Origin of the sequence: Mesorhizobium norvegicum (assembly GCF_004919685.1) — a bacterium.
Lineage (GTDB): Bacteria > Pseudomonadota > Alphaproteobacteria > Rhizobiales > Rhizobiaceae > Mesorhizobium > Mesorhizobium norvegicum.
Genome location: NZ_SMYZ01000046.1, coordinates 31,650 through 55,556, shown reverse-complemented (window position 1 = coordinate 55,556; position 23,907 = coordinate 31,650). Strand labels below are relative to the sequence as shown.

The window sequence follows — 23,907 nt, the reverse complement described above, 5'->3', positions numbered from 1 at the left end:
CAACCTCCCGAAAGCTCACAATTAGGGCTCGATGGGCGAGCCCTGGTGATCGACCACCAGGGCTCCGGAAAACAGGAAATGAGGAAAACCTGTCTGCCTATGCTGCTTCTGCAGCGACATTGACCGCGGATTCCGCGAGTTCTGTAAGGGCCGCGTCGGTTGCTTTTTCTTCGCCAAGCGTCAGGTCAAGGAGATTGACCGCCTCATTCAGGCCGATTTCCGCCGCCCAGGTCCGCAGCGTTCCGTAGCGCGAGATTTCGTAGTGCTCCACCGCCTGTGCCGCTGCGAGCAGGCCGGCGTCGAGGGCAGGAGAACCCTTGTATTCTTCCATGATCTCGGCGCCCTCCTCGGTGATTCCCATAATGGCAGCACAGGTCTTCGCCGCCGGCTTCTTGCCTATCACCTCGAACACCTCTTCGAGGCGAGCAACGTGCTCCTGCGTTTCACCGCGATGCTTTTCGAAGGCGGCTTTCAGATCGGCGCTCTGCGCTGCCTTGGCCATCTTCGGCAGGGTCGCGAGGATCTTCTTCTCCGCGAAGTAAATGTCCTTGAGCGTGTCGTGAAAAAGGTCGTTGAGGTCTTTGGATGATGCCTTGGTCGTCGCCATCGCGTTTTCCTTTCTTCTTTTGTTTTTGACCGCCTCGTCGACTGGAGGCGACCAAATAACAATTCGTTTGCGGACTCGTTCCCTAGCGAAAAGCAAATTTTATGCGTCGCGGAGTTGAATGTCCTCATAGGTGCACGTCGCCACGATTTCGCCGCCTGCATCTCGGGCGCGGACTGCCCACCCCACCGGGGCCTCAGCCTTGTCGAGTGCGTCCTTCCACAAATCCTCTGCAGATCGGTTGACCTCGTCTTGCACCGCCTTCAGATTCGGCAAGGAAATTCCCGGCATTACCCGAACAATCCCCTTGTCCTGATACTCGAAAGTGTAGACCTGCGCGGATCCTTCGGCGGTCTGGGGAACGCCGATATCCGCTCGGTCGAAGGCCACGATCTGGACCATCATCTGCTTGGCTGTTTCCACGAGCTCATCGTCTGCCCTGCCTCCGCCAGATGCGATGGTAACACTCACTGCCTCGCCGCCTTCGCCAAGAAATTCGACAACGTTGCCGAACGTGTTTCGGCGGACCACTGTGTTTATCAGTTCCATTTCGACACCTCCTGTCTGTCGACAGGCAATGCGCGGAGGGGGAGGTTGTTCCTGACGATCGTCGAAAGAACTGCCGCTAAACTATCTCATGTTTGAGAGGTCCGCCGGGACCTTCCGAACTTGCTGCGCTTCATGAACAGGCGTGTGCTCGCCGGCAAAGCCAGTCGGCCAATCCTCGGCCAGCCGAGACGGAGTTCGAATACATTAAAGATCAGTACGGCCGGATCACACGGCATCTTTGAATCGCCAGACAGCGGAACCTTCGGTGAACCACCTCCGTTGTGAGCAATTGAACGAGGAGTTACGACCATGCCACGAGGCGAAAAAACGAAATATACCGACAAGCAGGAGCGCAAGGCCGACCATATTGCCCATGGATATGAGAAGCGCGGTGTATCGGACAAGGAAGCCGAACGCCGGGCATGGGCGACCGTCAACAAGGAAGATGGCGGCGGCAAAAAGCAGGGCGGCTCCGGCCGGAAGGATCATGGGTAGTCGCGGGGAACACCGCTCAAGGCGCGGTTAGTAAGGGCTAGGTCGTGGCCTGTCGTTCGACTCTCAGGGACGACCCGATCGGACGGCGAGCCGTCCACGTTTGCGTCGATATGCAACGCATGTATTTGGAAGAGACGCCGTGGGCACTTTCCTGGATGCCGAGGGTGCTGCCAAACATAGTAAAGTTGTGCGAAACATGCGCTGACGATACGTACTTCACGCGGTTCATTCCAGCGCGCCGGGCAGGCGACGGGGTAGGTACCTGGAAGCGATACTACCGTCGATGGGACATGATGACCATCGAGCAAATGGGCTCCCAGTTGGTCGATCTCGCTCCGGATCTGCAGAAATTCATACCGCCAGCCAAGGTGGTCGACAAGCCTGTCTATTCGCCCTGGCTCGGTTCCGACCTTCGCGCGCGGCTTGAAGCGCGAGGTTGCGATACCGTCCTTGTCACGGGAGGCGAGACCGACATGTGCGTGCTTTCGACCGTTCTCGGTGCCGCGGACTACGGATATCGAACGATTGTCGTGGAGGATGCGGTTTGCAGCGCTTCGAACCAATCACACGACGCGATGATCGATCTTTTCAGCAATCGATACGGGCAACATATCGAGACCGCGAACACCGCCGAAATTGTGTCAATGTTGAAAAGATAGGATTTCTCTCAAGCCTACCCGCCCCTCCGCGCGACGGCCTTGAACATGTGAAATTTCTTGGAAGGGACTGCCTTGGAACATTCTCCGCGTCCTGAGGTTCCATAGACTCAGACTCGCCGTAAAGGTTTCCGGATGCCCAATTATCTTAAGCTGCCGACGAGGACGAATGGCCTGATCAGAGTGGTGGTTGAAACCCCGCGCGGCGCGGCCGCCAAGATCGCCTATGAGCCGGCAACTCAGGTATTCGGCTATGTCCGCCCCTTGCCGGTCGGAATGATTTACCCCTACGACTGGGGTTTTATACCCTCCACGTTAGGTGAGGATGGCGATCCCCTCGATGGGCTCGTCATTCATCGTGCGGCGACCGCCTCAGGCGTGGTGATCAAATGCGACTTGCTCGGAGCGTTGCGTGTCAGGCAGAAGGATCAAGGAGGCAAGGCGCTGCGCAATGACCGCTATATCTTTTGTCCGCGCGACGCATCCGACGAACCGGTTGCTGCCGATCACGTGCCCGAAGACCTTCGGCGGGAAATCGAACAGTTCTTTCTTTCCTCCGTCATTGGCACTGGCAAGGAGCTCAAGTTCAAAGGCTGGCAGAACACCAAAGAGGCCTATGCATCGATAAAAAGAGGCATGAAGGCCTTTGCCGCCCGCAAGTAAAATTGACTTCGGGGATTTGCCTTGGCAGAACGACGGACATAAGGGCCCCAGTTCCCAGCCCACGAGTTCAGGCATGGGCGACCAGAATTCCGGCGTGTTCAGCCAGAGCCACAAAAGCCTCCCGAGCTTGCGAAGGAAGTGACGTACCCTCGATCGCGGCTTCGACGACTTCTCGCGCCGACTGGTAAAAAGGCCCGCGCTTGGCGTGTGGCCAGTCGATAAGCACTTCGCTGGCTCCCTGAAGAGACTTCACTTCACGCACAGATGAGCTGCCATAAGGGCGGATTTTCACACTGCTCTCAAAATAGGTCACCTTGCGACCCTCGTCGTCGTCGCTTTCCACCAATATCCCAGCTTCACGAGCGGCTTCTTCGAAGCGGGTGCGGCTGTCGACCGTGGAACGGCTCCCCTCCACCACCTTTTCAGCGGTTTCAAACGCATCACGATGCAACTCGGTTCGCTCACCTGGCCAGTCAGTGCTGGCAAGCAATGCCGATGCTTGACGTGCAGATCTAACAGCCAGCGTCTTTGCGCCCTCGAAGAGGCGAACCCTGACCGGTTTGTCGAATTGTTTGTCGTCCATTATAGGCCCCCGTGTTTCGTTGGCGATAAACGTTCGAACAAACACTAGGTTGCAGACGTGGTCATTTCGCTCCGACCCTCATCATGCATTCATCGGCGGCGATAGGAGGTTGATCGTCTGACGGTTGTACCTTCAGCAAGCGTCGCATTGTCAGCGCATTCTTTGGCGCAAAGCCCTCATAGTCATTGTTGAAATAAACCCAAGCTCTCGTTGCGCCGCTGGCTCGGATTTTGTCAGCCCATTCCGTTAGCTCGTCTCTGGTGTAATCATGCCGGTACCACCGCATTGGACCGTGGAGCCGCACGTAGACGTCATCTGCTGTCCGCACCAAGACATCCGGAAGACGAGGCGCGCTGCATGAGCAAAAGATTGTGCCCGTCTCACGAAAGGCCGAGTAAACAGTTTCGTTCCACCAACTGGCGTGACGAAACTCCACCACATTGCGCCGGGCCGGGTCGAGTTGGCCGAGGATGCCGTTTAGCCTCGCCTTTGTGAAATCGTAGCTGGGCGGGAGCTGGAATAGAAAGCAGCCCATTCGCTCACCGAGGATATCGGCAATCATTCCAAAATCCATCACGAGGGTCTTGGTGCCCTTGAACCTCTTGATGTGAGTGATCAGCTCACAGACCTTAATTGTGTAGACGAAACTGCGGTTGCCAGGTTGCCGAGCCCAGCCTTTGACATTTGTAACGGTTGGCCAGGAATAAAAGGATGCGTTGATTTCGACAGTATCGAACTGTTTCGCGTAGTGATTGAACCAAGCGCTGGTGGGCAGATCCGTCGGGTAAAACTGTCCCCGCCATTTCCAGTAAAACCATCCCGAGCATCCGACATAGGCAGAAGCCTCCAGAGACGGCACGCTATGCCCGCGCTCTACACTTGCCCCGGCCAAGCGGGCGACATGCATTTTTTCGGCACGTCCAAAGTTTTCAATTCGCTGCTTCTCTCTGCGCAACCTGCGCCGTTCGCGACGCGGATCGGGTCCAAGGTCTTTCCGATTGGTGGCTTCCGTACTCATGAAATTATCCTTCCGCGCCTCAACGCGGGCACAACCTGATGGCTCCTTACCTCTGCCTGAAGTGGCGCAGTTTCGGACGCGTCCATTAGGAACGGAACCCAGGGACAAGACTGGTGTCGACGCGGCGATGCGTTTAGCCCTCGAAACCGTCCGCGAAAGTCCCGCCAAATGTTCGTTTTGTGATCGGAAATGGCTTCTGAATGACGGCATTGCCAAGTTGCGGACAATGTCAGCGAATGTTTTGACGCCACTGTCGATTCGGGGCCTCCAAAAAGTCCTTAGGTGCATATTTCTCTGATGATCAGCTTTTCAAGCTTTCCCACCCATCTGCACCCAACCTGAAGGAATAGCGCGCGGCAGCTGCGAACCTCTCGCGTGACGCCTGCCATTCTCGACATTCCAAATGGATTTCCGGACGGTCAATTTGAATGAGATTGAAGGAGTTGAGGGCTTCGCGTCGGCGTGATGAAATCGCCGTACCGGCCTGAATGAGCAACGTGTCGTACCCCTCTTTGGCGTAGCTCACGACGCTGGAACTGGCGCGATGAATATGCAGATGTCCGGACAGTATTATATCGACACGACTTTGCGAGAAGGCCTCCATCGCAATCCTTGCCCGGCCGACAATTCCATTGTCGCTCTCGGGATCTCGACCTTCGAACGGGTGATGCGTGGCGACCACGCGCGTGATGTTGGCAGGCAGGTTCGCCAGCCTCTGTTTGACGCACTCAAGCTGCCTGACATTAATTCGACCGTCTTTGATGGTCTCGACCGCGCGGTGTTGATGCCGGTGACAGCGATTTCTGCGTCGGCATAAAAGGGTTCAAGGTCTGGGTTGATATAGCGTTTGTACCGCGCCAGCGGCGTCAGGGCTCGCGCCAAGACATTCCAGAGCGGGACGTCGTGATTGCCGGGCACAACGATCTGAGGGCCTGCCAGGAGGTCCAGGAACGCTCTTGCCTGCAAAAACTCCGCTTTGCGTGCGCGCTGTGTAAAATCCCCCGACACAACGACCAGATCTGGACGGAGATCACGTATCTCTGCTGCAATGGCCTCGACAACCTCTTTCTCAGCCGTGCCAAAATGTAGGTCGGAAAGGTGAACCAATGTCTTCACTTACTTGCTTTCGCGCGGTGGCCAATCTCATGTGCATCCTGCTTGGCAGGCGAGAGCACCCTTAGCGCTGCGGGGCGGATTCGAAAGCGAAGCGGCATTTTCATTTCGACGGCTTCGCCGTCCAAAGAGACGATCACGTCACGGTGCCGCGAAGCGATTTCCAGGGTTTTGGCTTGTATCAACTCCACGTCGCGAGCGGTGTCGATCAGACCAAGCGCAATCTTTAGCGGGAGGACCATCAGGCCCAACCAAGACTGCCTTCGGACAAGATAGACGCACAGATCTCCAGACGACAGGCTCTTGCGGCGGCCAAAATCAGCGGCATCGTAGAAATTGTTGCCGACAAAAACGCATGGGGTCCGCAACTCTTCCCGCGTGCCCTCAGCGGCGATCTGGACGCTCTGCCAGGACGCTGCTTTCAAGGTGCGGGCGAGAGCCGGGCCAATCGCGGCAAGTTTGCTAGCCCCTGAACGCCTTTGCTCCGTGGTGCGTTCGGCAACAAAGAAGGAATAAACGCCGATAGACGAATTGTTGAGAAAGACGCGGCCGTTGACCTCCGCAACATCGATCATTGTCGCGTTGCCTGCCGCAATCACATCCATCGCGGCCCCCAGTTCCATCGGCAAACCAAGGTCCTTGGCAAAGTGGTTTAGAGTGCCAAGCGGGAGTACACCCAGCACTTTCTCTGTGCCCGCAAGAGCCGACGCGGCAGCGCTGATTGTGCCGTCCCCAACACCTACCAGCAACGCCGAGCGGGGAGGAAAGTCGCTAACAAAGCTCTTGGCAATTTTGCCAATCTCTCGGCCTGGTACCATCCTCACATCGGCTTCCAATCCTCGCTGGCGCAAGCCTTCTCGAACGAGTTCCTTTACATCCCCAGTCTTAGCGACGGAGCCGGCACCATCATTGATGAGCGTTAAAACGTCCAAGGTTCTAGCCTCTACGCCGGCCGTTTTGCTCAACCCACAAAGCGATTGTCCAGCAAAGGATCGCCCAGCCACTACCGATGCACCAGCCTGCGAGGACGTCGGTGGGATAGTGAACCGCCAGATAGATCCGACTTGCTCCCACTGCCACCGTCAGAAAGAGGGCTAGTGCCATAAAGTAGGTTTTGACACGCCAGTCAGGAGTCACGTGGGCTAGCAGCGCGCCAACGGTCAGGAAGGTGATCGCTGAAAGCATTGCGTGTCCGCTGGGAAAGCTCGCCGAGAAAACTCGTGTGACATGAGGGATCTCCGGCCTAGGTCGATCGAAAGTCGACTTGAGAACGGTGCTCAGCAACTGGCCTCCAAGCACGGCCACCCCAGTGAAGACGGCAAGCGAGCGCTTCTTAACCAGAAGGAGGTACCCGACCACCGCCAAGAGCACCAATCCGAGAAAGACCACGCTTCCCAGAGATGTGACGTCACGCGCTGCCTCCTGAAACCAGGGCGGACCGACCGGATAGGATGGATTGGCAGCGCTTCGCAGCGCAAGCATGATGGTGCGGCGCCCGTGAAACAGACGATGGGGAAGGGGACGAGCAATGTGCGTAGCGGACGCTTTGCAAGGACGACAGAAGCTGGCGAGGCGGTCTCTTCGAGCATTGATGCAATCCGATAACGAATGAGCAACGCAACTTAACCCGCCCGCATGAGGGAGGTTCTCTGACGCTTTTCACGCTTTTGGGAGGTGGGTTTTACGTCGCAGCTTGGCTTCAAGGCCTTCTCATGGAGCGCTGGGCGAACCAATTCTCACCCACGGCGTTGAGTCGCGCGTTGCGTCATCAGCCGAGGCACTTACATGACAAAGAGCGAGCTTTCCACCTACCGGGCGAAACGGGATTTCACCAAGACCAATGAACCCAGCGGTGAGCGCTCGATTGCGACATCGAACCGGCTTCGGTTTGTCATCCAGAAACATGATGCCACGCGCCTGCACTACGACCTGCGTCTCGAGCTCGACGGTGTCTTCAAGTCTTGGGCCGTCACCAAAGGCCCGTCACTGGACCCTCAGGACAAACGCTTGGCGGTCGAGGTGGAGGATCATCCGCTGGACTACGGCGACTTCGAAGGCACGATCCCCAAGGGGCAGTATGGAGGTGGCACCGTGCAACTGTGGGATCGTGGATATTGGGAGCCGGAAGGCTTCATGTCTCCCGAACAGGCTTTGGAAAAAGGCGATCTTAAATTCACCCTCGAAGGCAAGCGTCTGCACGGCAGTTTTGTCCTGGTGCGCATGAAGCATGACCGCAACGGGGGGAAGCGGACCAACTGGCTGCTGATCAAGCACCGCGACAAATACGCGACAGACGGCAATGGCGACGCGGTGCTGGCACAGGATCGATCCGTCGCCTCCGGGCGGAGCATGGACAAGATTGCCGCGGGAAAGGGTGCCGGACCGAAGCCGTTCATGATGGAAGGCTCAACGGTGGCCGATGCGGATGCCGTGTGGGATAGCAATCGAGGTCATCTCGCCGACGAACGCGCCGCGAAGCTGGCAAAGCCACCTCCACGTTCCAGAAAGGCCGCGCCCGCTGCCGGTGTGAAGATGCCCGACTTCATCGCACCACAACTCTGCGCCACGCTTTCGCGGCCGCCAGCAGGGGCGAATTGGGTTCATGAAATCAAGTTCGATGGTTATCGGATGCAATTGCGGGTCGAAGACAAAACTGCCACCCTGAAGACCCGCAAGGGCCTCGACTGGACGCAGAAATTTGGTGCCATCGCAAAGGAGGCGGCCAGACTTCCCGACGCGATCATCGACGGAGAGATTGTGGCGCTCGGCGAAAACGGGGCGCCCGACTTTGCTGCCATGCAAGCCGCATTGTCGGAGCGCAGGACGAAGGACCTGATCTTCTTTGCCTTTGACCTGCTGTTCGCGAACGGTATCGATCTGCGTAAGCTGCCTCTCTCTGAACGCAAGGAGCGGCTGAGCGCGCTGCTTGGTGAAGTCGAGCGTGCCGAGGAAAATCTCATTCGCTATGTCGAGCACTTCACCAATGGCGGCGATGCGGTGTTGCGCTCCGCCTGTCGTCTTTCGCTTGAAGGCATTGTCTCCAAAAAATCCGATGCAGCCTACGTGTCGGGAAGGACCGACACTTGGGCAAAATCGAAATGTCGGGCTGGTCATGAGGTGGTCATCGGCGGCTGGTCGACAACCAATGGCAAGTTCAGATCGCTGCTGGTCGGCGTCAATCGAGGTGAGCATTTCGCCTATATCGGGCGCGTCGGGACTGGCTACAGCGAGGCCAAGGTCAAGCAGCTGCTGCCAAGGCTGAAGGAGATGACGACGGACAAGTCGCCGTTTACAGGCGACGGAGCACCCAAAAAGGACTCAACTATCTTTTGGACCAAGCCGGAACTGGTTGCGGAAATTGAGTTCGCCGGCTGGACCGGTGGTGGCAACGTCAGGCAGGCCGCCTTCAAGGGATTGCGAGAAGACAAGTCTGCGAAAGATGTCGAGGCCGAGCGTCCAGCCGATCCTCAAGAGACCCAGATTGCCGAACCCGTAAAGGCAACCGGCCGCACGGCAAAAAATCCGGTCGTCATGGGCGTGATCATCTCCAAACCGGACAAACCGCTTTGGCCGAATGCCGGAGATGGGGGCCAGCCAGTCACGAAACTCGACCTGGCGGAATACTTTGAAGCCGTTGGCCCCTGGATGATCAAACATCTTAGAGGTCGACCATGTTCGCTCGTGCGAGCGCCGGACGGCTTTGCCGGCGAGCAGTTCTTCCAGCGCCACGCCATGCCGGGCACGTCCAATCTGTTGGAGCTCGTGAAGGTCTTCGGCGACCACAAGCCATATCTGCAAATCGACCGTGTTGAAGGATTGGCAGCGATCGCCCAGATAGGAGGGTTGGAGCTGCACCCCTGGAACTGTCAGCCCGATCACCCTGAAGTGCCCGGGCGACTTGTCTTCGACCTTGATCCAGGTCCGGAAGTCGCCTTTGCGGACGTGGTCCTGGCCGCCAAGGAAATGCGGGATCGTCTTGAGGACCTAGGCTTGGTGAGCTTTTGCAAGACGACGGGAGGGAAGGGCCTGCATGTGGTCACGCCATTGGCCAGTCTGCGCAGCAAAACGACATGGCCGGAGGCCAAGGCCTTCGCGAAGGCCGTCTGCGTGCAAATGGCTTCAGACAGTCCAGACCTTTACCTCGTCAACATGGCCAAGAAATTGCGAACGTCCAGGATCTTCCTCGACTACCTTCGAAATGATCGCATGGCGACGGCCGTGGCCCCGCTATCGCCTCGTGCAAGGGAAGGAGCGACGGTATCCATGCCGCTAACATGGAGTCAGGTCAGAGGTGATCTCGATCCGAAAAAATACACAGTACGTACCGTGCCAAGCCTCCTGGAGAAGACCATCGCGTGGGCCGACTATGCCGAGGGCGCGCGGTCGATCAGCACGGCGATCCAACGCATCGGTTCGACAAAGTTTGCCGCATGAAATCGAACGCTGTGAAACCGTGCTTCGCCCTTCCCTTGGACACCGCGCCGATGGAGGCAAAGACTGCAGATGCGCTGCCAAGTGACACCGGCCAGTGGCAATACGAACCCAAATGGGACGGGTTTCGCTGCCTGGCCTTCAAAGCGGGCGATGATGTGGACTTGCGGGCAAAGTCGGGAAAGCCGCTCGGCCGCTATTTTCCCGAAATCGTTACGATGTTGCGTGACCTGCAAGCGAGAGAGTTCGTGGTCGACGGCGAGATCGTCATCGATGTCGATGGCCTGGTTTCATTTGACGCGCTGCAGATGCGGCTGCACCCGGCGGAAAGCAGGATCAGAAAACTGTCAGTCGAAACGCCGGCCAGGCTGATCCTGTTTGATATGCTGGCCAGTTCCGGTAGCAGTTTGATGCATCAACCCCTGTCTGCACGGCGCCGGGCGCTGCAAGCGTTCATAAAGTCGGTTGACCGCACCGATCTTGAGCTGTCGCCCTGCACGCAAAATTTGGCGACCGCAACGAAGTGGCTTGCAGAGTCAGGTCGGGAGTCAACGGACGGCGTTGTCGCCAAACGACTCGATGATGAATATCGGCCCGGCGAGCGCGCCATGGTCAAGGTCAAACGCCTTCGCACTGCGGATTGTGTCGTAGGCGGCTTTCGCTATCTGGCGAAGTCCCGCGAGGTCGGCTCGTTGCTGCTAGGTCTCTACAATACAAGCGGCGAACTCGACCATGTGGGGTTCACCTCGAGCATCCCTCCGGAAGGTCGCGCAAAGCTGACCCAGGAACTTGAAGCTTTGCGATCGCCCCCGGGCTTTACGGGCAAAGCGCCAGGCGGCCCAAGCCGCTGGAGCACTGAAAGAAGCGGACAGTGGGAACCATTGCGGCCTGAACTGGTCGCCGAAGTCCGTTTCGATCACGTCACCGGCGATCGCTTCCGACATGGCACGAAATTTCTACGATGGCGCCCCGACAAGGACCCAAAGCAGTGCACGTTCGAACAGATATCGAATGTGTGAGGAGCCTGATTGCGCGGCTTGGAGGCCACACACTGTGCGTGGTCTCTTTGTGAATGAGGTCGTTGCCCTCTGGTTCTTTTGCGGCATTGCCTGACCCCTTCGGTCCTCGGCGGGGCTCGTTGGAGGCAAAAGCGCAATTCGTCGGAACATGTAGCGCCGTCGATGGTTGCTAAATATCTCGTTTGGCACATCGGAGGAGTATCGCATGGCGCGCAAGGCAACTACCAATCCCACGACCACGACAGTTCATGATCAAACCCTTATCCGGGGGGAAGGGCGGCGAACTGCACCAGGTGGCCGACGGCAACATCGACATCCTGACCACGGCGCAGGGAGGTCCGATCGCAGACGACCAGAACTCGCTGAAGGTCGGCGCCCGCGGGCCGACTGTCCTCGAGGACTTTCACTTTCGCGAGAAGATTTTCCATTTCGACCACGAACGCATCCCAGAACGCGTCGTCCATGCGCGTGGCTACGGCGCCCACGGCTATTTCGAGACCTACGAGTCGTTGGCCAAATACACGCGCGCCGACATCTTCCAACGTGCCGGGGAAAGGACGCCGGCTTTCGTGCGCTTCTCCACGGTTGCCGGGTCCAAGGGTTCGTTTGATCTTGCGCGCGATGTCCGCGGCTTCGCAGTCAAACTCTACACCCAGGAAGGCAACTGGGACATCGTTGGCAACAACATTCCGGTTTTCTTCATCCAGGACGCCATCAAGTTTCCAGACATGGTCCATGCCGTGAAGGAGGAGCCCGACCGGGCTTTTCCGCAGGCGCAATCGGCGCACGACAATTTCTGGGATTTCATCTCGCTAACCCCCGAATCCATGCACATGATCATGTGGGTGATGTCGGACCGCGCGATCCCGCGCTCCTTCCGCTTCATGGAAGGTTTCGGCGTACACACATTCCGTTTCGTCAATGCAAAGGATGAGTCGACCTTCGTCAAGTTTCACTGGAAGCCGAAGCTTGGCCTGCAGTCGGTGGTCTGGAACGAGGCGGTCAAGATCAACGGCGCCGATCCCGACTTTCATCGCCGCGATCTTTGGCAGGCCATCCAATCCGGCAACTTCCCGGAATGGGAATTGCGCGTGCAATTGTTCGACCAGGACTTCGCTGACAGTTTCGAGTTCGATGTTCTGGATCCGACCAAGATCATCCCGGAAGAAATCCTTGAGCCGATCCCGGTCGGTCGCCTGGTTCTCGACCGCATGCCCGACAACTTCTTCGCCGAGACCGAACAGGTTGCGTTCATGACGCAGAATGTCCCGCCCGGCGTCGACTTCTCCAACGATCCGCTTCTCCAGGGCCGGAATTTTTCGTATCTGGATACGCAGCTGAAGCGGCTGGGCAGCCCAAACTTCACGCATATTCCCATCAACGCGCCAAAGTGTCCGTTCGCCCACTTCCAGCAGGACGGCCATATGGCCATGCGCAATCCTGTTGGTCGGGTGAACTACCAGCCGAATTCGTTCGGCGAAGGGCCAAGAGAGTCACCGCAGCGCGGATTCCGATCGTTCCCCGATGCTGAGGCAGGGCCAAAGGTTCGCCTGCGCGCCGAAAGCTTCGCCGACCACTACAGTCAGGCGCGCCAGTTCTTCAACAGCCAGACGCCTCCCCGAACAGCGCCATATCGCAAATGCTTTAACCTTCGAGCTGAGCAAGGTCGAAACCCCTTGCATTCGCGAGCGGATGGTTGCCCATCTTCTCAACATCGACGAGGGCTTGGCCGTCACCGTTGCCGACAAACTCGGCATCAGAAAAATGCCGGAGCCGGCTGACCCTGCTGTCCCGACAAGAGACGACCTGGAACCGTCGCCCGCGCTGAGTATCATCGAGAACGGCCCGGACAGCTTCGCCGGCCGCAAGGTCGGGGTGCTCGTCAGCGCGGGCTGCGATGCAGTGTTGTTGAAGAAGCTCCAGGCAGCGATCGAAAAGGAAGGGGCGACGATGGAGGTGATTGCGCCGAAAATCTGCGGCGTGGAGGCCGCCGATGGAAGCTGGGTCGAGGCCCGGCATATGATCGACGGCGGACCTTCGGTTCTATTCGACGCCGTGGCTGTTCTGCTTTCGGAAGACGGCGCAGAGCGATTGTCCCACGAGGCTGCCGCGCGAGACTTCGTTGCGGATGCCTTTGCCCATCTCAAATTCATAGCGTTTGCGCCCGCCTCCTTCCCGCTGTTTGTCAAAGCCGGAGTTGCAATTGATGCGGACGAGGGGCTGATCCCGCTCGACGCGAAGGAAGGTATCGACGACTTCGTGACATCGTGCCGGAAGCTGCGTCTTTGGGCGCGAGAGCCGGCGTTCAAGGTGTAGGCGCCCCCGATTCGAGTCTTGCACGAAGTGGTCGAATGCTTACAGCCATCGCTTCGATCTGGTTGGGAGTTGCCTCGCATTCGTAGTCGAGACCCCCATAAAGGGATTGTCCTGGCGTCAGGAACCGCATGATGACAGCGGAGCTCACCCTGCAACGTCTGGCGGCGGAGGCGTTGGGTTTCGCACGATGCCTCGCAGCGTGGTCGCAATCATGGCCGCCGTTAACGGCTATCGAAATCAGTTCGCCATCCGGCCGTTCGGCGATCGCCTGGCCCCAGCGGACAGCACGCTCCTATTGTAAGGCAACCGCCATCGGACATTCGTCATGCGCCATTGTCCGCCCATCGAGATGACGCAGCTTCCCGCCATTCGTTTCTAACGGATTGCTACCATTGTTATGCACGTGAGGGGGGTTCGGTTCCCGCCGCGCCTTTCGGCGCGGCGGGTTGCCAACCTGCAGCGGCCCAACCCCAACGCCGCAGCCCATGAAACGAACCTATCCTGCCGGCTGCGGTCTATTAAACTTGACATGTTGAAGGTGGAAATCGCCTCAACGATTGAACGCGAACAGCTTCGCATCCGTATCGCCGGCACCGCCGATTGCAGAGGAAACGATCTCGGAGGCGATCTGCGAGAAGGTGATGCCGTTGCCGCCATAGCCCATCACCGCATGAAGGCGCGGATGTTGCGGCAGCGCGCCGATATAGGGCAGTCCCGTGGTCGTAGTGCCGAAGGAGCCGGCCCAGGCAAATTCGGGCCCGGTGTCCAGATTCGGAAACAGTCGGCCGAGTTTTTCGGCGATGCGCACGGATTTGTCCGGCGTCAGTGAGTCGCGACAGGTCTCGTCGGTGAAATCCTCGTCCTCGCCGCCGCAGATGACGCGCCCGTCCGCGGTCACGCGCATATAGAGGTAGGGCTCAGACGCTTCCCAGATGAAGGCGGCGCCCGGCCAGATGTTGCGCGGCTGCCGACGGGTGGCGATTGCCCATGTTGAGATGATGCGGTGCGCGGTCGCCGGCACGATATGGGTCAGTTCGAAGCCAGTCGCCAGCACCACATGCTTGGCCGTAATGGTCGGGCCGAGGCTGCTGCCGATAACAACCTCGTCGCGACTGTCCTCGATGGTCGTCGCCTCGACCGGTGCATAAAACCCCGCCTTGCGTTCCATCGCCTTGAGCAGCAGGCCGGCGGTGAGCTTGCGCGGATCGAGCGCGAGGTTGTCATGGCTGAGAATGGCGGCGCCGCGGTCGATGCCGAATTTTTCCGCCAATGGTTCGTGGCTCAGGTAGGTTGCACCGACGCCGGCCTGCCTGCGGGCTTCGGCTTCATCGTGCAATTGCGAAGGTCCGAGCGCGTTGCCGGCGAGATAGAGCGACTTGATGCCGGTTGAGCCGCAGTCGATGCCCAGTTCGGCGATACGTCCACGGAGGTTCAGGACGGCAAGCCGCGAGCGTCGCCAGGCCTGTTCCGCAGAGGCTCGGCCGATCATGCGCGAAAGTTTTATCAGCGGCTGGTCGATCTCGAACTGCACCAGCGCCGTCGTTGCCGGAGTCGAACCCTGCAGCGGGCCGCGCCGGTCGATCAAGATCACCGAATGGCCGTCGCGCGTCAGCGCCTCCGCCATCATGGCGCCGCTGATGCCCATGCCGACAATCAGCACGTCGGTCTTCACGTCGCGCGTGAGCTTTTCAACAGGCACCGAAGGCGCCCTGTAGGCGAACCAGACCGGCCGCCCGCTTCTGAGATCGAGCTTGCGGGGCATGACAATCTCCTGGTAGCGCTCGGGGTCTGTTGGCGCGTTTATGCTCCTACAAAAAGCCCGCCGCTCCCGGAGAGGCGGCATTGCCGACAGTGATCCCCACCATAGTTAACCGGCGGGGCAATATGAAGCGCGGTAGATCCTCGAAGGAGAGGACGCTAAAGGATCGGCGCCGTTCGTCAAGGCCAGGCAAGCTCAATCCAGGCTGGTGCGTGGTCGCTCGGCTTCTCCCATCCTCGTGTCTCGACATCCACGCCAGCACCGCGAAGCCGCTCCGAAAGGGAAGGGCTCAAAAGAAGATGGTCCATTCGCAAGCCAGAACTCTGATCGTAACCGCCTCGGTAGGAAAAGTTCCAATAGGTGTAGATGGCTCGTTCCGGGTGAACGTGTCGGATGGCGTCGATCCAGCCGCTGTCAAGCATTCCGGAATAGGCTTGCCGGCTCTCCGGGAAGTAGACTGCGTCGCCGATCCATCGTCTTGGCGCCACGGCATCGAGCGCGGCTGGAACCACATTATAGTCGCCGCATAGAACCGTGGTCTTGCCATCGTTGAGCAGCAGCTGGCCATATTCGGCCAGACGATTGAACCACCGGAGCTTGTAGTCGAATTTAGGCCCAGGCGCTGGATTGCCGTTGGGCAAATAGAGGCAGCCGATGACAAGCCCATCCACCTCAGCCTCAATATAGCGACTGTGAGTGTCGTCAGGATCCCCAGGCAAGCCGCGCCGACGTTCCAGCGGCTCTTTTCCCCGGGCCAGGATTGCTACACCGTTGTAAGACTTCTGACCGTGCCAGATCGCGCCGTAGCCGGCTTGCCGGATCGCATCGGCAGGAAACTTCGCGTCCGACGCTTTCAGCTCTTGAAGGCAGACAATGTCGCACCCGGTTTCGCCTAGCCACTTGAGGAGCACGGGCAGCCGGCCGTTGACGCCATTCACGTTGAACGTTGCGATACGGACCATCTGGGACCTTTCGTATACTCTGGCATTTGGGAGGCTCTTCCGATTGGCATATAAAAACGCCGACACTGCGCTTCACTACGGTCCTCAATACCTCGGGGGCGCGCCGTCATTATTTCGAACGCCGAACTTGAGCCGGCTGCAAGGGCAGCACAGCAGGACCGTTCAGGACAACGCCATCGGGACCAAATTGCGAGCCATGGCAAGGACAGTCCCAGCACTGTTCGGCGGTGTTCCAGGCGACCTCGCATCCCGCATGGGTACACACGGCCGAATGCAGATGGACTTTCCCGGCATTGTCTCGACAGGCCGCGAGTTTGCGCATTCCATCGCGTAAGATTCCGCCTTGGCCGGGAGAAAGCTCAGCCAATGATTTCAACTCGCCCGGCAGCAAATAGCCGGCAATGCTCTTCACCGCTGAGAGGTTTTCGCGAACGTAGTTGAGGACCCCGGATTGGGTTTTACGCTTTGGGTCGTAAACTGCAGTCCAAGGGTTAGATGCGCCGACGATGAGATCCCCTATGAGAAGACCGGCAAGTGCGCCATGCGTCAGGCCTTGTCCCGAATCGCCGGTGACGACGTAGACGGATGTACTGCCCGGGTTGAGACCAATGAAGGCGCAATAATCAATCGTGTCCAGGACCTGTCCCGACCAGCGGGTCACTTCTTTGCCGAGCGTTGGGACCAAAGCTCGTATCCATGCTTCGATGGCCTCGAACCGCACCTCGCCGTCGTCGGCCTCGCCCGATTTGTGGTCGGCGCCGCCTGCAATGAGATAATCCACTAAGCCAGGACCGGGGTTCAGGCGGACGTAGTGGTAGGGATCACCGGTATCCCAGAAGAGTGCATCGGGAAGGTCCCCACGAGGCAGCACGAAGGCCATGGCGTATGTTCGGTACGGCGACATCTTGGTGTGCAACTCGAAGCGATCGTTGATCGGCGAATTGGTGGCAACAACCACGTTTGACGCTTCAATCAAGCCGCCGTTCTCAGCCGACACCCGCACTCCGCCTCCCGGCAATTCATCAACCGAGATCACTGCGCTGTTTGCGAAGATGAGACCGCCCTTGTCCCGGATCGCGTCGGCAAGGCCTCGGAGATACCGGAGCGGATGGAAAGTTGCCTGGTTCGGATAATGCAGGACCGGTGCCTTTTCGAAGCCTTTGAGCGGCACACCGGTCACAAGCTCGGCAGCAGCCCCAACCTTCCGGGCGGCCTTAAATTCCTTCTGGCGCTGATCGCGGGCCTGCTTGGGATCGGTACCCATTGCCGGGAACAGGAAGGCATCCAGTCGGCGGAAGTTGCAGTCGATGCGGAGCGCGTCAACGATCTGTTCTATGCGTGCGACACCAGCTTCGTGGCTTTGCTGAAAGACCCTCGCAACAGCCTCGCCACGCAATTTCATGAGTGTGCTGAGCCCGTCGTCGCAAATCGGTGCTAGGTGGGCTGTCGTTCGCGAGGTCATGCCGCCAGCTATGCGCCCGCGATCAACGACAATGACCTTGTGGCCTATGGCAGCTAGCTCGTAGGCGACAGAAAGTCCCGCAATTCCAGACCCGATGATGACCGTGTCGCAACGCTGTCTGCCCACGAAACGGGGAGCGTCCGGATCGACCTCAATCCTCATCCACAGAGATTTGATCTGTTCACCGCGCGCGTTCATGTTGGCAGCTTTGAATTGATCAGCTGGCAGCCCTCTGATTGACTTTTCGCTCGGCGATCGCCGTCAGTTTTTTGTCAGCCGCTTTCTCCTCATTTAGGGTTGTTGTCAAAAGCTTTGCCACCGCGCCTTTGTCGGTTTCTTCGGCCCAGGCGATCAGTGTTCCATATCGTGTAATCTCGTAATGCTCGACCGCCTGAGCAGCGGCCACCAATGCGGCATCCAGCACTTTCTTCTCCGCAATTTCACCGGCAATCTCGTTGGCCTCCTTGATGATGCCGTCGATTGCCGGGCACGTAGTCCCTTTGGGACTTTGGCCGATCAGTGCGAACGTTTGCTCCAGACGCTGAACATGCATCTCGGTCTCCCCGAGATGGCTCTTGAACGCGGCGGTCAAGTCGCGGCTGGTCGCTTTTTCGATCATGTGAGGCAGCGATTTCACGATCTGCTTTTCGGCATAGTAGATGTCCTGCAGAACGTGCAGGAAGAGATCGTCCATCGTCTCGATGTCTTTCGTGAAAAGTCCCATGGGACGCACTCCATTTTGGCGAGATGAGTTGGGCGAAACGCACGGCTGGAAAAGCTGTTCCAATCAATATTCGTCAGGCGTCACTCGACGCACTTATCGGGGGCTGACGGGTTGTTCGATCTCGGCCGCATGTATCGGTCATCGGCCTTTACCGGCCCCGAGGAAGATCCGGACAGAGATGTCAGCCGCGCAAGTATGAATGAGCCAATATGCAAGCCCACCAGTTTGGCCATACGGGCAAACGCCTGCCGGCATTGATCGGCGTCGCCGTCGGCCCTAACGGGTGAATTTGTGCAGCGCTGCGGAACCTTCCGGCGGCGGCAGCTTTTATTCTCCAATATTGAGGCAGGCGGGCGAAACCAGACCTCGGCGCGATACTCGATCTCTGGGGAGCAGCAGTCCGGTTGCACGGCATCGATGAAGACGTTGGCGTGGAAAGGACACGCAATGCATTGCTTCCTATTTCTTCACGAGATGGCCTCGCGCCGGAGTGACGGCCTCCACCCCCAACTTGTGCGCCTTTTCGAACAGCGGACCGCGTTATCGGCGCCAAACGTTGTGACGTTGCACCCTCGTGGGCCAGACGGTGGCGAGCAGGCCGGTCCCAATCCCTCCGGGATGTCACAATCGACCTCGCCCATCGACGTGGTCCGCTTTCCTAGGAAGCCGAAATCTGTAGTCCGGGGCGCCTGATGTCACCGATCATACCGATCAGGTGCAGATATGCTCCAGACGGAGGGAAACGCAACGGCTATGCCCGTCGTCCCGCACGTCAACGCCTCCAGCAGACATCGTCCGCAACACAGTTTGGCCGGAGGATAACTGGATGGCTGCCATGCAACTAGCCGCAGGGATTTCCCGTGACAAAAACCTTTGGCTTTGGCGCTCCTACCTGTTGCTGACCCTGCTCGCATTGGCGGCCTGTTCGTCTTCGGAGCCCATCGAACAGCAATCAAAAATCGCGGCGTCGGCTTCGCAGACGGCGGCCATGGTCGTGGACGCCTGGGCCGCCGGCGCCGCACCGTCGGACTATGCATCGGCGGCATTGCAATCGACGGCCGAAATCCTTGCCGAGGCCAGACGGCAGCTCCAGTCTGACAACTCTGATCAACCCGGCGAGCGACGTGGTGTCGTCACGGCGATCGGCCAGCTGTCTGCTGCGGCAAGGCGCGCCCAGGCGGGGGTTGAGGCTGGCAACCCGCGACAGGTGGGTCAGGCGCTGCAGGACCTTCGGACGGCTACTGCCGAACTCGCCGCCTATACCAAATATGTCGCGCCGAAATCATGAAGAAGCTGGTTGAAATTTCGCTTGGCATCGTCACCAGCGTTGGCGGCTTCCTCGAGGTCGGGTCGATGGCGACAGCAGCGCAAGCCGGTGCGACTTTCGGGTTCCGGCTGATCTGGGCAATCCTGCTGGGTACGATCTGCATCATCTTCCTGGTCGAGATGGCTGGCCGGTTCGCTTCCGTCAGCGGCCACACGATCGTCGACGCAATCCGCGAGCGGTTCGGATTCAACGCCTTCCTGTGGCCGTTGTTTGCCACCTTGCTGGTCAACTTCATGGTGATGTCGGCAGAGATCGGCGGCGTTGCGATCGCGGCGGAATTTGCGACAGGGATAGGCTTCCAATGGTGGGCGCTGCCAGTGGCCTTCTTGACATGGCTGCTGCTTTGGAAAGGCACGTTCGGTTTCATCGAGAAGGGCGTGGCGATCCTCGGTCTTGTCACGCTCTGCTTCGTGGTCGCCGCCGTGATGCTGAAACCGGATTGGAAAGCGGTTGCGGCCGGCGCAATACCCAGCCTCCCGGAGCATGACGGGGCAAACTACTGGTTCATGGCAGTCAGTATTCTGGGCGCATCGATATCGCCTTACCTTTTCACGTTCTATTCCTCGGGCGCCATCGAGGATCACTGGAACAAAACCTACCTCGGCACCAATCGCGCCATTGCCGGCCTCGGCATGACCTTCGGCGGCACGATCTCGGTCGGCGTGCTGATCGTGGCCGCCCTTGTGCTTGGCGCGCACGGCATCAACCAGGTCAACGATTACCACCAATTGCCCCTGCTGCTGATCCCGACATTCGGTTTCTGGGGCTTTGTCCTGTTCATTGCATCGCTTGCCATAGCCTGCTTCGGCGCTGCACTCGAAATCGGCCTGCAGCAGGCATATCTGGTGGCCCAAGGCTTCGGATGGACGTGGGGCGAGGACCTCAAGCCCCGCGAGGATCCCGCCTTCTGCGGTATCTATACGCTGTCGCTGCTGCTTGCCGCCATCCCGATAACGCTTGGCCTCGATCCGCTGAAACTCACCATCTTCTCCATGGCCGTAACGGCTGCCAGCCTGCCGCTTACCGTGGTGCCGTTTCTCTTCCTGCTCAACGATGAGCGCTATGTCGGTGAGCATCGCAATGGCATGATTTCGAACGCTGCGGTGATCTTCATCATCGCGCTCGGCTTCGTCCTTGCCGTGGTGACCATTCCCTTGCAGATTTTCGGAGGTTCGTGATGGATTTGCTGCGCGATCTACTGGACAAACAGGTCGTTGACCGCAAGCAGGTCAAGATCGGCAAGGTAGACGGACTGGTGGCCGAGCTGAGGCCGGACAAGCCGCCAAGGATCGTTGCGATCGAACTCGGGGCGATCACGCTGGCGCGCCGCCTGGGTGCGCGGCCGGGGCGCTGGATGGCATGGCTCGCGGCAAGGCTTGGCGGGGAGCGCCATGCCGAGCCCCACCGCATAGCCTGGAAGAAGGTGCGCGATATTGATGTCGACATCAAAGTCGACATCGACGTGCGTCGGACGGCGATCTTCGACTGGCAGGACTGGCTGCGCGACCACGTCATCGGCCGCATCCCGGGAGCCTGAGGATGGTCACCGTCAACCTCGAACATCTTGCCGGTCGACGGGTGCTCTCGCTGAGCGGCAAGAAGGTCGGTCACATAGAGGAGATACGCGCAGAGCGTGACGGTGACGATCTGCTCGTTACCGAATTCCACGTCGGCATTTTTGCCGCTTTCGAGCGCCTCTCCGCCCTGGCTATTGGCAGCGCGGTTCTGGATCTCTTTCACCTGCGCCACCGCGATTGCCTGTACCGCATACCCTGGGACAAGCTCGATATCTCCGATCCAACCCGGCCTCGGCTGCGATGCAGCCTTGAGCAACTTTCTCACATGAAGGTCGGAATGGAAGGCAAGAGCGAGGCGTCGCCGCCGGACCGCTGGCGGAACGCCAGCATGAACACTGTGTGGAAATTTGCTCTCGCAGTTTTCCTGTGTGCAGGCGTTGCCGGCGCAGCCCTGTGGTACATGACCGCGGCGCGGCCCCCGTTTTCGGATCAGGATCAACAATTCGATGGCGCAGGCGATGTCGCCAACGGTGAGCAGGTCTTCAATGCGGGGGATTGCTCTTCCTGTCACGCAACACCGGGACAGCCTGACCGCCTGAGGCTTGGCGGCGGTATGGCGCTGGCTTCACCGTTTGGCACGTTTCGGCCTCCCAATATTTCCCCCAATCCCGTCGATGGGATCGGCGCATGGAGCGTTACCGACCTGGCAAATGCGCTCATCGGCGGCGTGTCGCCAGGGCGTAAACACTACTATCCCGCTTTTCCCTACACGAGCTTTACCAGCATGACAGCCGCGGACGTCAGGGACCTTTACGCTTATCTCAAGACCCTCCCAAAGGTAGCGGGGCGTGCGCCGCCGCATAGTCCCGCGATCCTGTTCAGCATTCGGCGATCCGTCGGGATTTGGAAACTGCTGTTTTTTAGCCAAGGAAGAACCGCTGCGCATCTCGACGGGGACCCTGTACATGATCGCGGCGCCTATCTCGTCGAGACCGTATCGCATTGCGCGGAGTGCCACTCTACACGGAACGCGATGGGCGCAATTAAGCCGGATACCCGCTTTGCCGGCGGCATCGATCCTCAAGGCACGGGGTTCGTTCCGAACATCACCCAGGACCGGTTAGGAGAATGGACAGAGAACGACATCGCAACGATGCTCAAAACGGGGGAAACGCCCAACCACGGTCGCGTCGGATCCTCCATGGCCGATGTCGTGACCAACACGACAATGCTGCTTGACGGCGACCGCCAGGCGATCGCACGTTACATCAAAGCTCTTGCGCCCGTTGCGACGCCGCATCCTTGAAGCAATGCTAGCAAAAATGTGAACCGGTTTTCCGTCCGCAACCGGAATTGCGTGAAAACATCCAAGGCTCACTGAGCATAGAGATACGCGGCCAGGTCTTTGGCTTCCTGTTGCGAGATGCCGGTCGCCGGCATCGCCGTCTGCGGGGAGAAGCTCCGGGGCGAAACGATCCATGCGACAAGGTTGTCGGAATTGTTTTCCAGCACGCCGGCAATGTACACACGCTTTGACAACCCGGTGAGCGGCGCACCGGTCTGGCCGTCCGCTCCCGGTATGCCGGGTATCGTGTGGCAACCGGAGCATCCGTAGCGGCGAAAGATTTCCGGCGCGCGTTCGGGATCGCCGCCGGTCATCGTTTTGGCTACGGCCGCCTGGGTGTGGTTGTCGCGCGCGACATTGGCCGCGACAAATGCAGCCGATGCCGCGACCAGGGCAACGGCCATCAATGCGGCGCGACCGGAGGGAGACGCAGGAAGATCAGACATTTTGCGCCTTTCTTTCGCTCGAGCGACGAATCCACAGCGCCAACATCGTCATCGCCGCCGCGGCGTAGATCGTGCCGACAGGCACCCACATGATAATGCCTGCCAATTGCTGGTCCTCCAGGGGCGTCAGCTCCCAGGTCATCGCCGCGTGGGTCTGGGCGATGTAGAGGACGTGTGGGGCGAGTGCGATCAAGGCGCCCAAAACGCCGGTGTGGATCATGGTCGCGAACAGATGCCAGGCTGAAGCCCCATAATCGCTTCGCCAGACAATCGCCCACCAGAACAATATCGCGGTCGCAAGGAAGCTGAGATGCTGGAGGCCATGCAGGGTCGGGTTGGTCACGGCCGCGTCGAATAACACCGGTGCATGCCAGGCCCAGATGGCCACGCCATGAAGGATGGTTGAACTCGTGGCGCCCGTACACCAGTCCCATGGTCCGCGTATCAACGCGGAGCGCATCACCGACCCGACCGCCTGACGTGCGGCTGTGGGCAAACCCCACAGCAGGATACCAACCGGCCGCGCGAGCACGATCAAGGGTGCCGAAACGGCCATGACGATCTCGTGCTCAATCATATGGAAGGTAAAAAGGTGCTCGCCCAGCCAGTGAAGCGGCGATAGCAGCGCGCCCGCCAGTGTCACCATGCCGCCGCAATACAGCAAGGCGGGGATGAGCATGCCGCCAGGCCGTCTGGCTCGCCACGCCAACCTCATGATGCCGACGCCATAGAGTATAGCAAGCATCGCAAGCGGGACGACGATCCACGGGTCAAATGTCCAGGGAAACCCCGAGCCATGCGCCTCGTCTCCATGCGCTGTCGCAGGGGTAGCGATCATGAAGAAGATCAGTATGCAGATCAGCGCTGGCATGGGTCGAGCAGCATCGTAGCCGCCCCCTGCAATGACAGTGCAAAGAC

General features: G+C 59.1%; 21 protein-coding genes and 3 pseudogenes. 11 read left to right on the top strand and 13 right to left on the bottom strand.

All coding sequences use genetic code 11. From position 1 onward, the window contains the following. Positions 1-97: 97 nt before the first annotated feature. Positions 98-607, bottom strand: coding sequence for a YciE/YciF ferroxidase family protein (locus FCU66_RS19585; RefSeq protein ID WP_136620813.1), 510 nt, complete (start codon positions 605-607; stop codon positions 98-100). Between the two features lie 99 nt (positions 608-706). Further along, a complete protein-coding gene (locus FCU66_RS19580; RefSeq protein WP_136620814.1) occupies positions 707-1,153 on the bottom strand; it encodes a DUF6894 family protein in 447 nt (148 codons plus the stop codon). A gap of 309 nt (positions 1,154-1,462) precedes the next feature. On the opposite strand from FCU66_RS19580, the pseudogene FCU66_RS19575 reads away from it, so the two are divergent. The 3 genes and pseudogenes from FCU66_RS19575 to FCU66_RS19565 all read left to right on the top strand — a co-directional run. After that, positions 1,463-1,642 (top strand): annotated as a pseudogene (locus tag FCU66_RS19575) (plasmid stabilization protein); the annotation flags it as partial. A 50-nt stretch (positions 1,643-1,692) separates the two neighbouring features. Next, positions 1,693-2,307 (top strand): cysteine hydrolase family protein, encoded by a 615-nt coding sequence (locus FCU66_RS19570; protein ID WP_281285533.1) that lies wholly within the window; start codon positions 1,693-1,695, stop codon positions 2,305-2,307. A gap of 132 nt (positions 2,308-2,439) precedes the next feature. After that, positions 2,440-2,967 (top strand): inorganic diphosphatase, encoded by a 528-nt coding sequence (locus tag FCU66_RS19565; protein WP_136620816.1) that lies wholly within the window; start codon positions 2,440-2,442, stop codon positions 2,965-2,967. A 67-nt stretch (positions 2,968-3,034) separates the two neighbouring features. Here FCU66_RS19565 and FCU66_RS41995 read toward each other — a convergent pair whose 3' ends face one another. Continuing rightward, complete coding sequence (locus FCU66_RS41995; protein ID WP_246093959.1) at positions 3,035-3,550, bottom strand: DUF982 domain-containing protein; 516 nt, start codon at positions 3,548-3,550, stop codon at positions 3,035-3,037. 61 nt (positions 3,551-3,611) lie between these two features. Beyond that, on the bottom strand, positions 3,612-4,568 hold the full coding sequence (locus tag FCU66_RS19550; RefSeq protein WP_246093958.1) for a DUF72 domain-containing protein: 957 nt from the start codon (positions 4,566-4,568) through the stop codon (positions 3,612-3,614). 544 nt (positions 4,569-5,112) lie between these two features. On the opposite strand from FCU66_RS19550, the gene FCU66_RS41990 reads away from it, so the two are divergent. Continuing rightward, a complete protein-coding gene (locus FCU66_RS41990) occupies positions 5,113-5,385 on the top strand; it encodes a hypothetical protein (protein ID WP_246093963.1) in 273 nt (90 codons plus the stop codon). Between the two features lie 95 nt (positions 5,386-5,480). On the opposite strand, the pseudogene FCU66_RS41985 reads toward FCU66_RS41990, so the two are convergent. From FCU66_RS41985 to FCU66_RS19535, 3 genes and pseudogenes are all read right to left on the bottom strand, one after another. Beyond that, positions 5,481-5,684: pseudogene (locus FCU66_RS41985) on the bottom strand (metallophosphoesterase); the annotation flags it as partial. Further along, the gene (locus FCU66_RS19540) at positions 5,681-6,613 is read right to left on the bottom strand and encodes a diacylglycerol/lipid kinase family protein (RefSeq protein ID WP_136620817.1); all 933 of its coding nucleotides are present in this window, start codon (positions 6,611-6,613) and stop codon (positions 5,681-5,683) included. The pseudogene FCU66_RS41985 and the gene FCU66_RS19540, both read right to left, overlap by 4 nt. A gap of 4 nt (positions 6,614-6,617) precedes the next feature. Then, a complete protein-coding gene (locus tag FCU66_RS19535; protein ID WP_136620818.1) occupies positions 6,618-7,163 on the bottom strand; it encodes a phosphatase PAP2 family protein in 546 nt (181 codons plus the stop codon). Positions 7,164-7,466: 303 nt separating this feature from the next. Here FCU66_RS19535 and ligD point away from each other — a divergent pair, with 303 nt between their 5' ends. The 3 genes and pseudogenes from ligD to katE all read left to right on the top strand — a co-directional run bounded on the left by ligD (position 7,467) and on the right by katE (position 13,447). Further along, a complete protein-coding gene (ligD, locus tag FCU66_RS19530; RefSeq protein WP_136620819.1) occupies positions 7,467-10,115 on the top strand; it encodes a DNA ligase D in 2,649 nt (882 codons plus the stop codon). Beyond that, on the top strand, positions 10,112-11,131 hold the full coding sequence (locus FCU66_RS19525; protein WP_136620820.1) for an ATP-dependent DNA ligase: 1,020 nt from the start codon (positions 10,112-10,114) through the stop codon (positions 11,129-11,131). The genes ligD and FCU66_RS19525 overlap by 4 nt, the downstream gene beginning before the upstream one ends. A gap of 205 nt (positions 11,132-11,336) precedes the next feature. After that, positions 11,337-13,447, top strand: a pseudogene (gene katE, locus FCU66_RS19520) (catalase). A gap of 550 nt (positions 13,448-13,997) precedes the next feature. Here the strand turns inward: katE and FCU66_RS19510 are convergent. The 4 genes from FCU66_RS19510 to FCU66_RS19495 form a co-directional block, all read right to left on the bottom strand. Continuing rightward, positions 13,998-15,209: an NAD(P)/FAD-dependent oxidoreductase gene (locus FCU66_RS19510; RefSeq protein ID WP_136620822.1), complete on the bottom strand. Its 1,212-nt coding sequence runs from the start codon at positions 15,207-15,209 to the stop codon at positions 13,998-14,000. 176 nt (positions 15,210-15,385) lie between these two features. After that, on the bottom strand, positions 15,386-16,168 hold the full coding sequence (xth, locus tag FCU66_RS19505) for an exodeoxyribonuclease III (protein ID WP_136620823.1): 783 nt from the start codon (positions 16,166-16,168) through the stop codon (positions 15,386-15,388). 109 nt (positions 16,169-16,277) lie between these two features. Continuing rightward, the gene (locus FCU66_RS19500) at positions 16,278-17,828 is read right to left on the bottom strand and encodes an FAD-dependent oxidoreductase (protein ID WP_136620824.1); all 1,551 of its coding nucleotides are present in this window, start codon (positions 17,826-17,828) and stop codon (positions 16,278-16,280) included. Positions 17,829-17,847: 19 nt separating this feature from the next. Further along, a complete protein-coding gene (locus tag FCU66_RS19495; protein WP_136620825.1) occupies positions 17,848-18,354 on the bottom strand; it encodes a YciE/YciF ferroxidase family protein in 507 nt (168 codons plus the stop codon). Positions 18,355-19,180: 826 nt separating this feature from the next. On the opposite strand from FCU66_RS19495, the gene FCU66_RS19490 reads away from it, so the two are divergent. The 4 genes from FCU66_RS19490 to FCU66_RS19470 are packed head-to-tail and all read left to right on the top strand — an operon-like array spanning position 19,181 to position 22,504. Continuing rightward, positions 19,181-19,642, top strand: coding sequence for a hypothetical protein (locus FCU66_RS19490; RefSeq protein WP_246093957.1), 462 nt, complete (start codon positions 19,181-19,183; stop codon positions 19,640-19,642). Then, the gene (locus tag FCU66_RS19485) at positions 19,639-20,859 is read left to right on the top strand and encodes an Nramp family divalent metal transporter (RefSeq protein WP_136620826.1); all 1,221 of its coding nucleotides are present in this window, start codon (positions 19,639-19,641) and stop codon (positions 20,857-20,859) included. The genes FCU66_RS19490 and FCU66_RS19485 overlap by 4 nt, the downstream gene beginning before the upstream one ends. Further along, entirely contained in the window at positions 20,859-21,218 is a 360-nt protein-coding gene (locus tag FCU66_RS19480; protein WP_136620827.1) for a hypothetical protein, read from the top strand. The genes FCU66_RS19485 and FCU66_RS19480 overlap by 1 nt, the downstream gene beginning before the upstream one ends. Positions 21,219-21,220: 2 nt before the next feature. After that, a complete protein-coding gene (locus tag FCU66_RS19470) occupies positions 21,221-22,504 on the top strand; it encodes a cytochrome c (RefSeq protein ID WP_425462859.1) in 1,284 nt (427 codons plus the stop codon). Between the two features lie 68 nt (positions 22,505-22,572). Here the strand turns inward: FCU66_RS19470 and FCU66_RS19465 are convergent, their stop codons facing one another. Both FCU66_RS19465 and FCU66_RS19460 read right to left on the bottom strand, forming a co-directional pair. Then, positions 22,573-22,947 (bottom strand): c-type cytochrome, encoded by a 375-nt coding sequence (locus tag FCU66_RS19465; RefSeq protein ID WP_246093956.1) that lies wholly within the window; start codon positions 22,945-22,947, stop codon positions 22,573-22,575. Between the two features lie 34 nt (positions 22,948-22,981). After that, on the bottom strand, positions 22,982-23,860 hold the full coding sequence (locus FCU66_RS19460; RefSeq protein ID WP_136620829.1) for a cytochrome c oxidase assembly protein: 879 nt from the start codon (positions 23,858-23,860) through the stop codon (positions 22,982-22,984). Between the last annotated feature and the right edge of the window lie 47 nt (positions 23,861-23,907).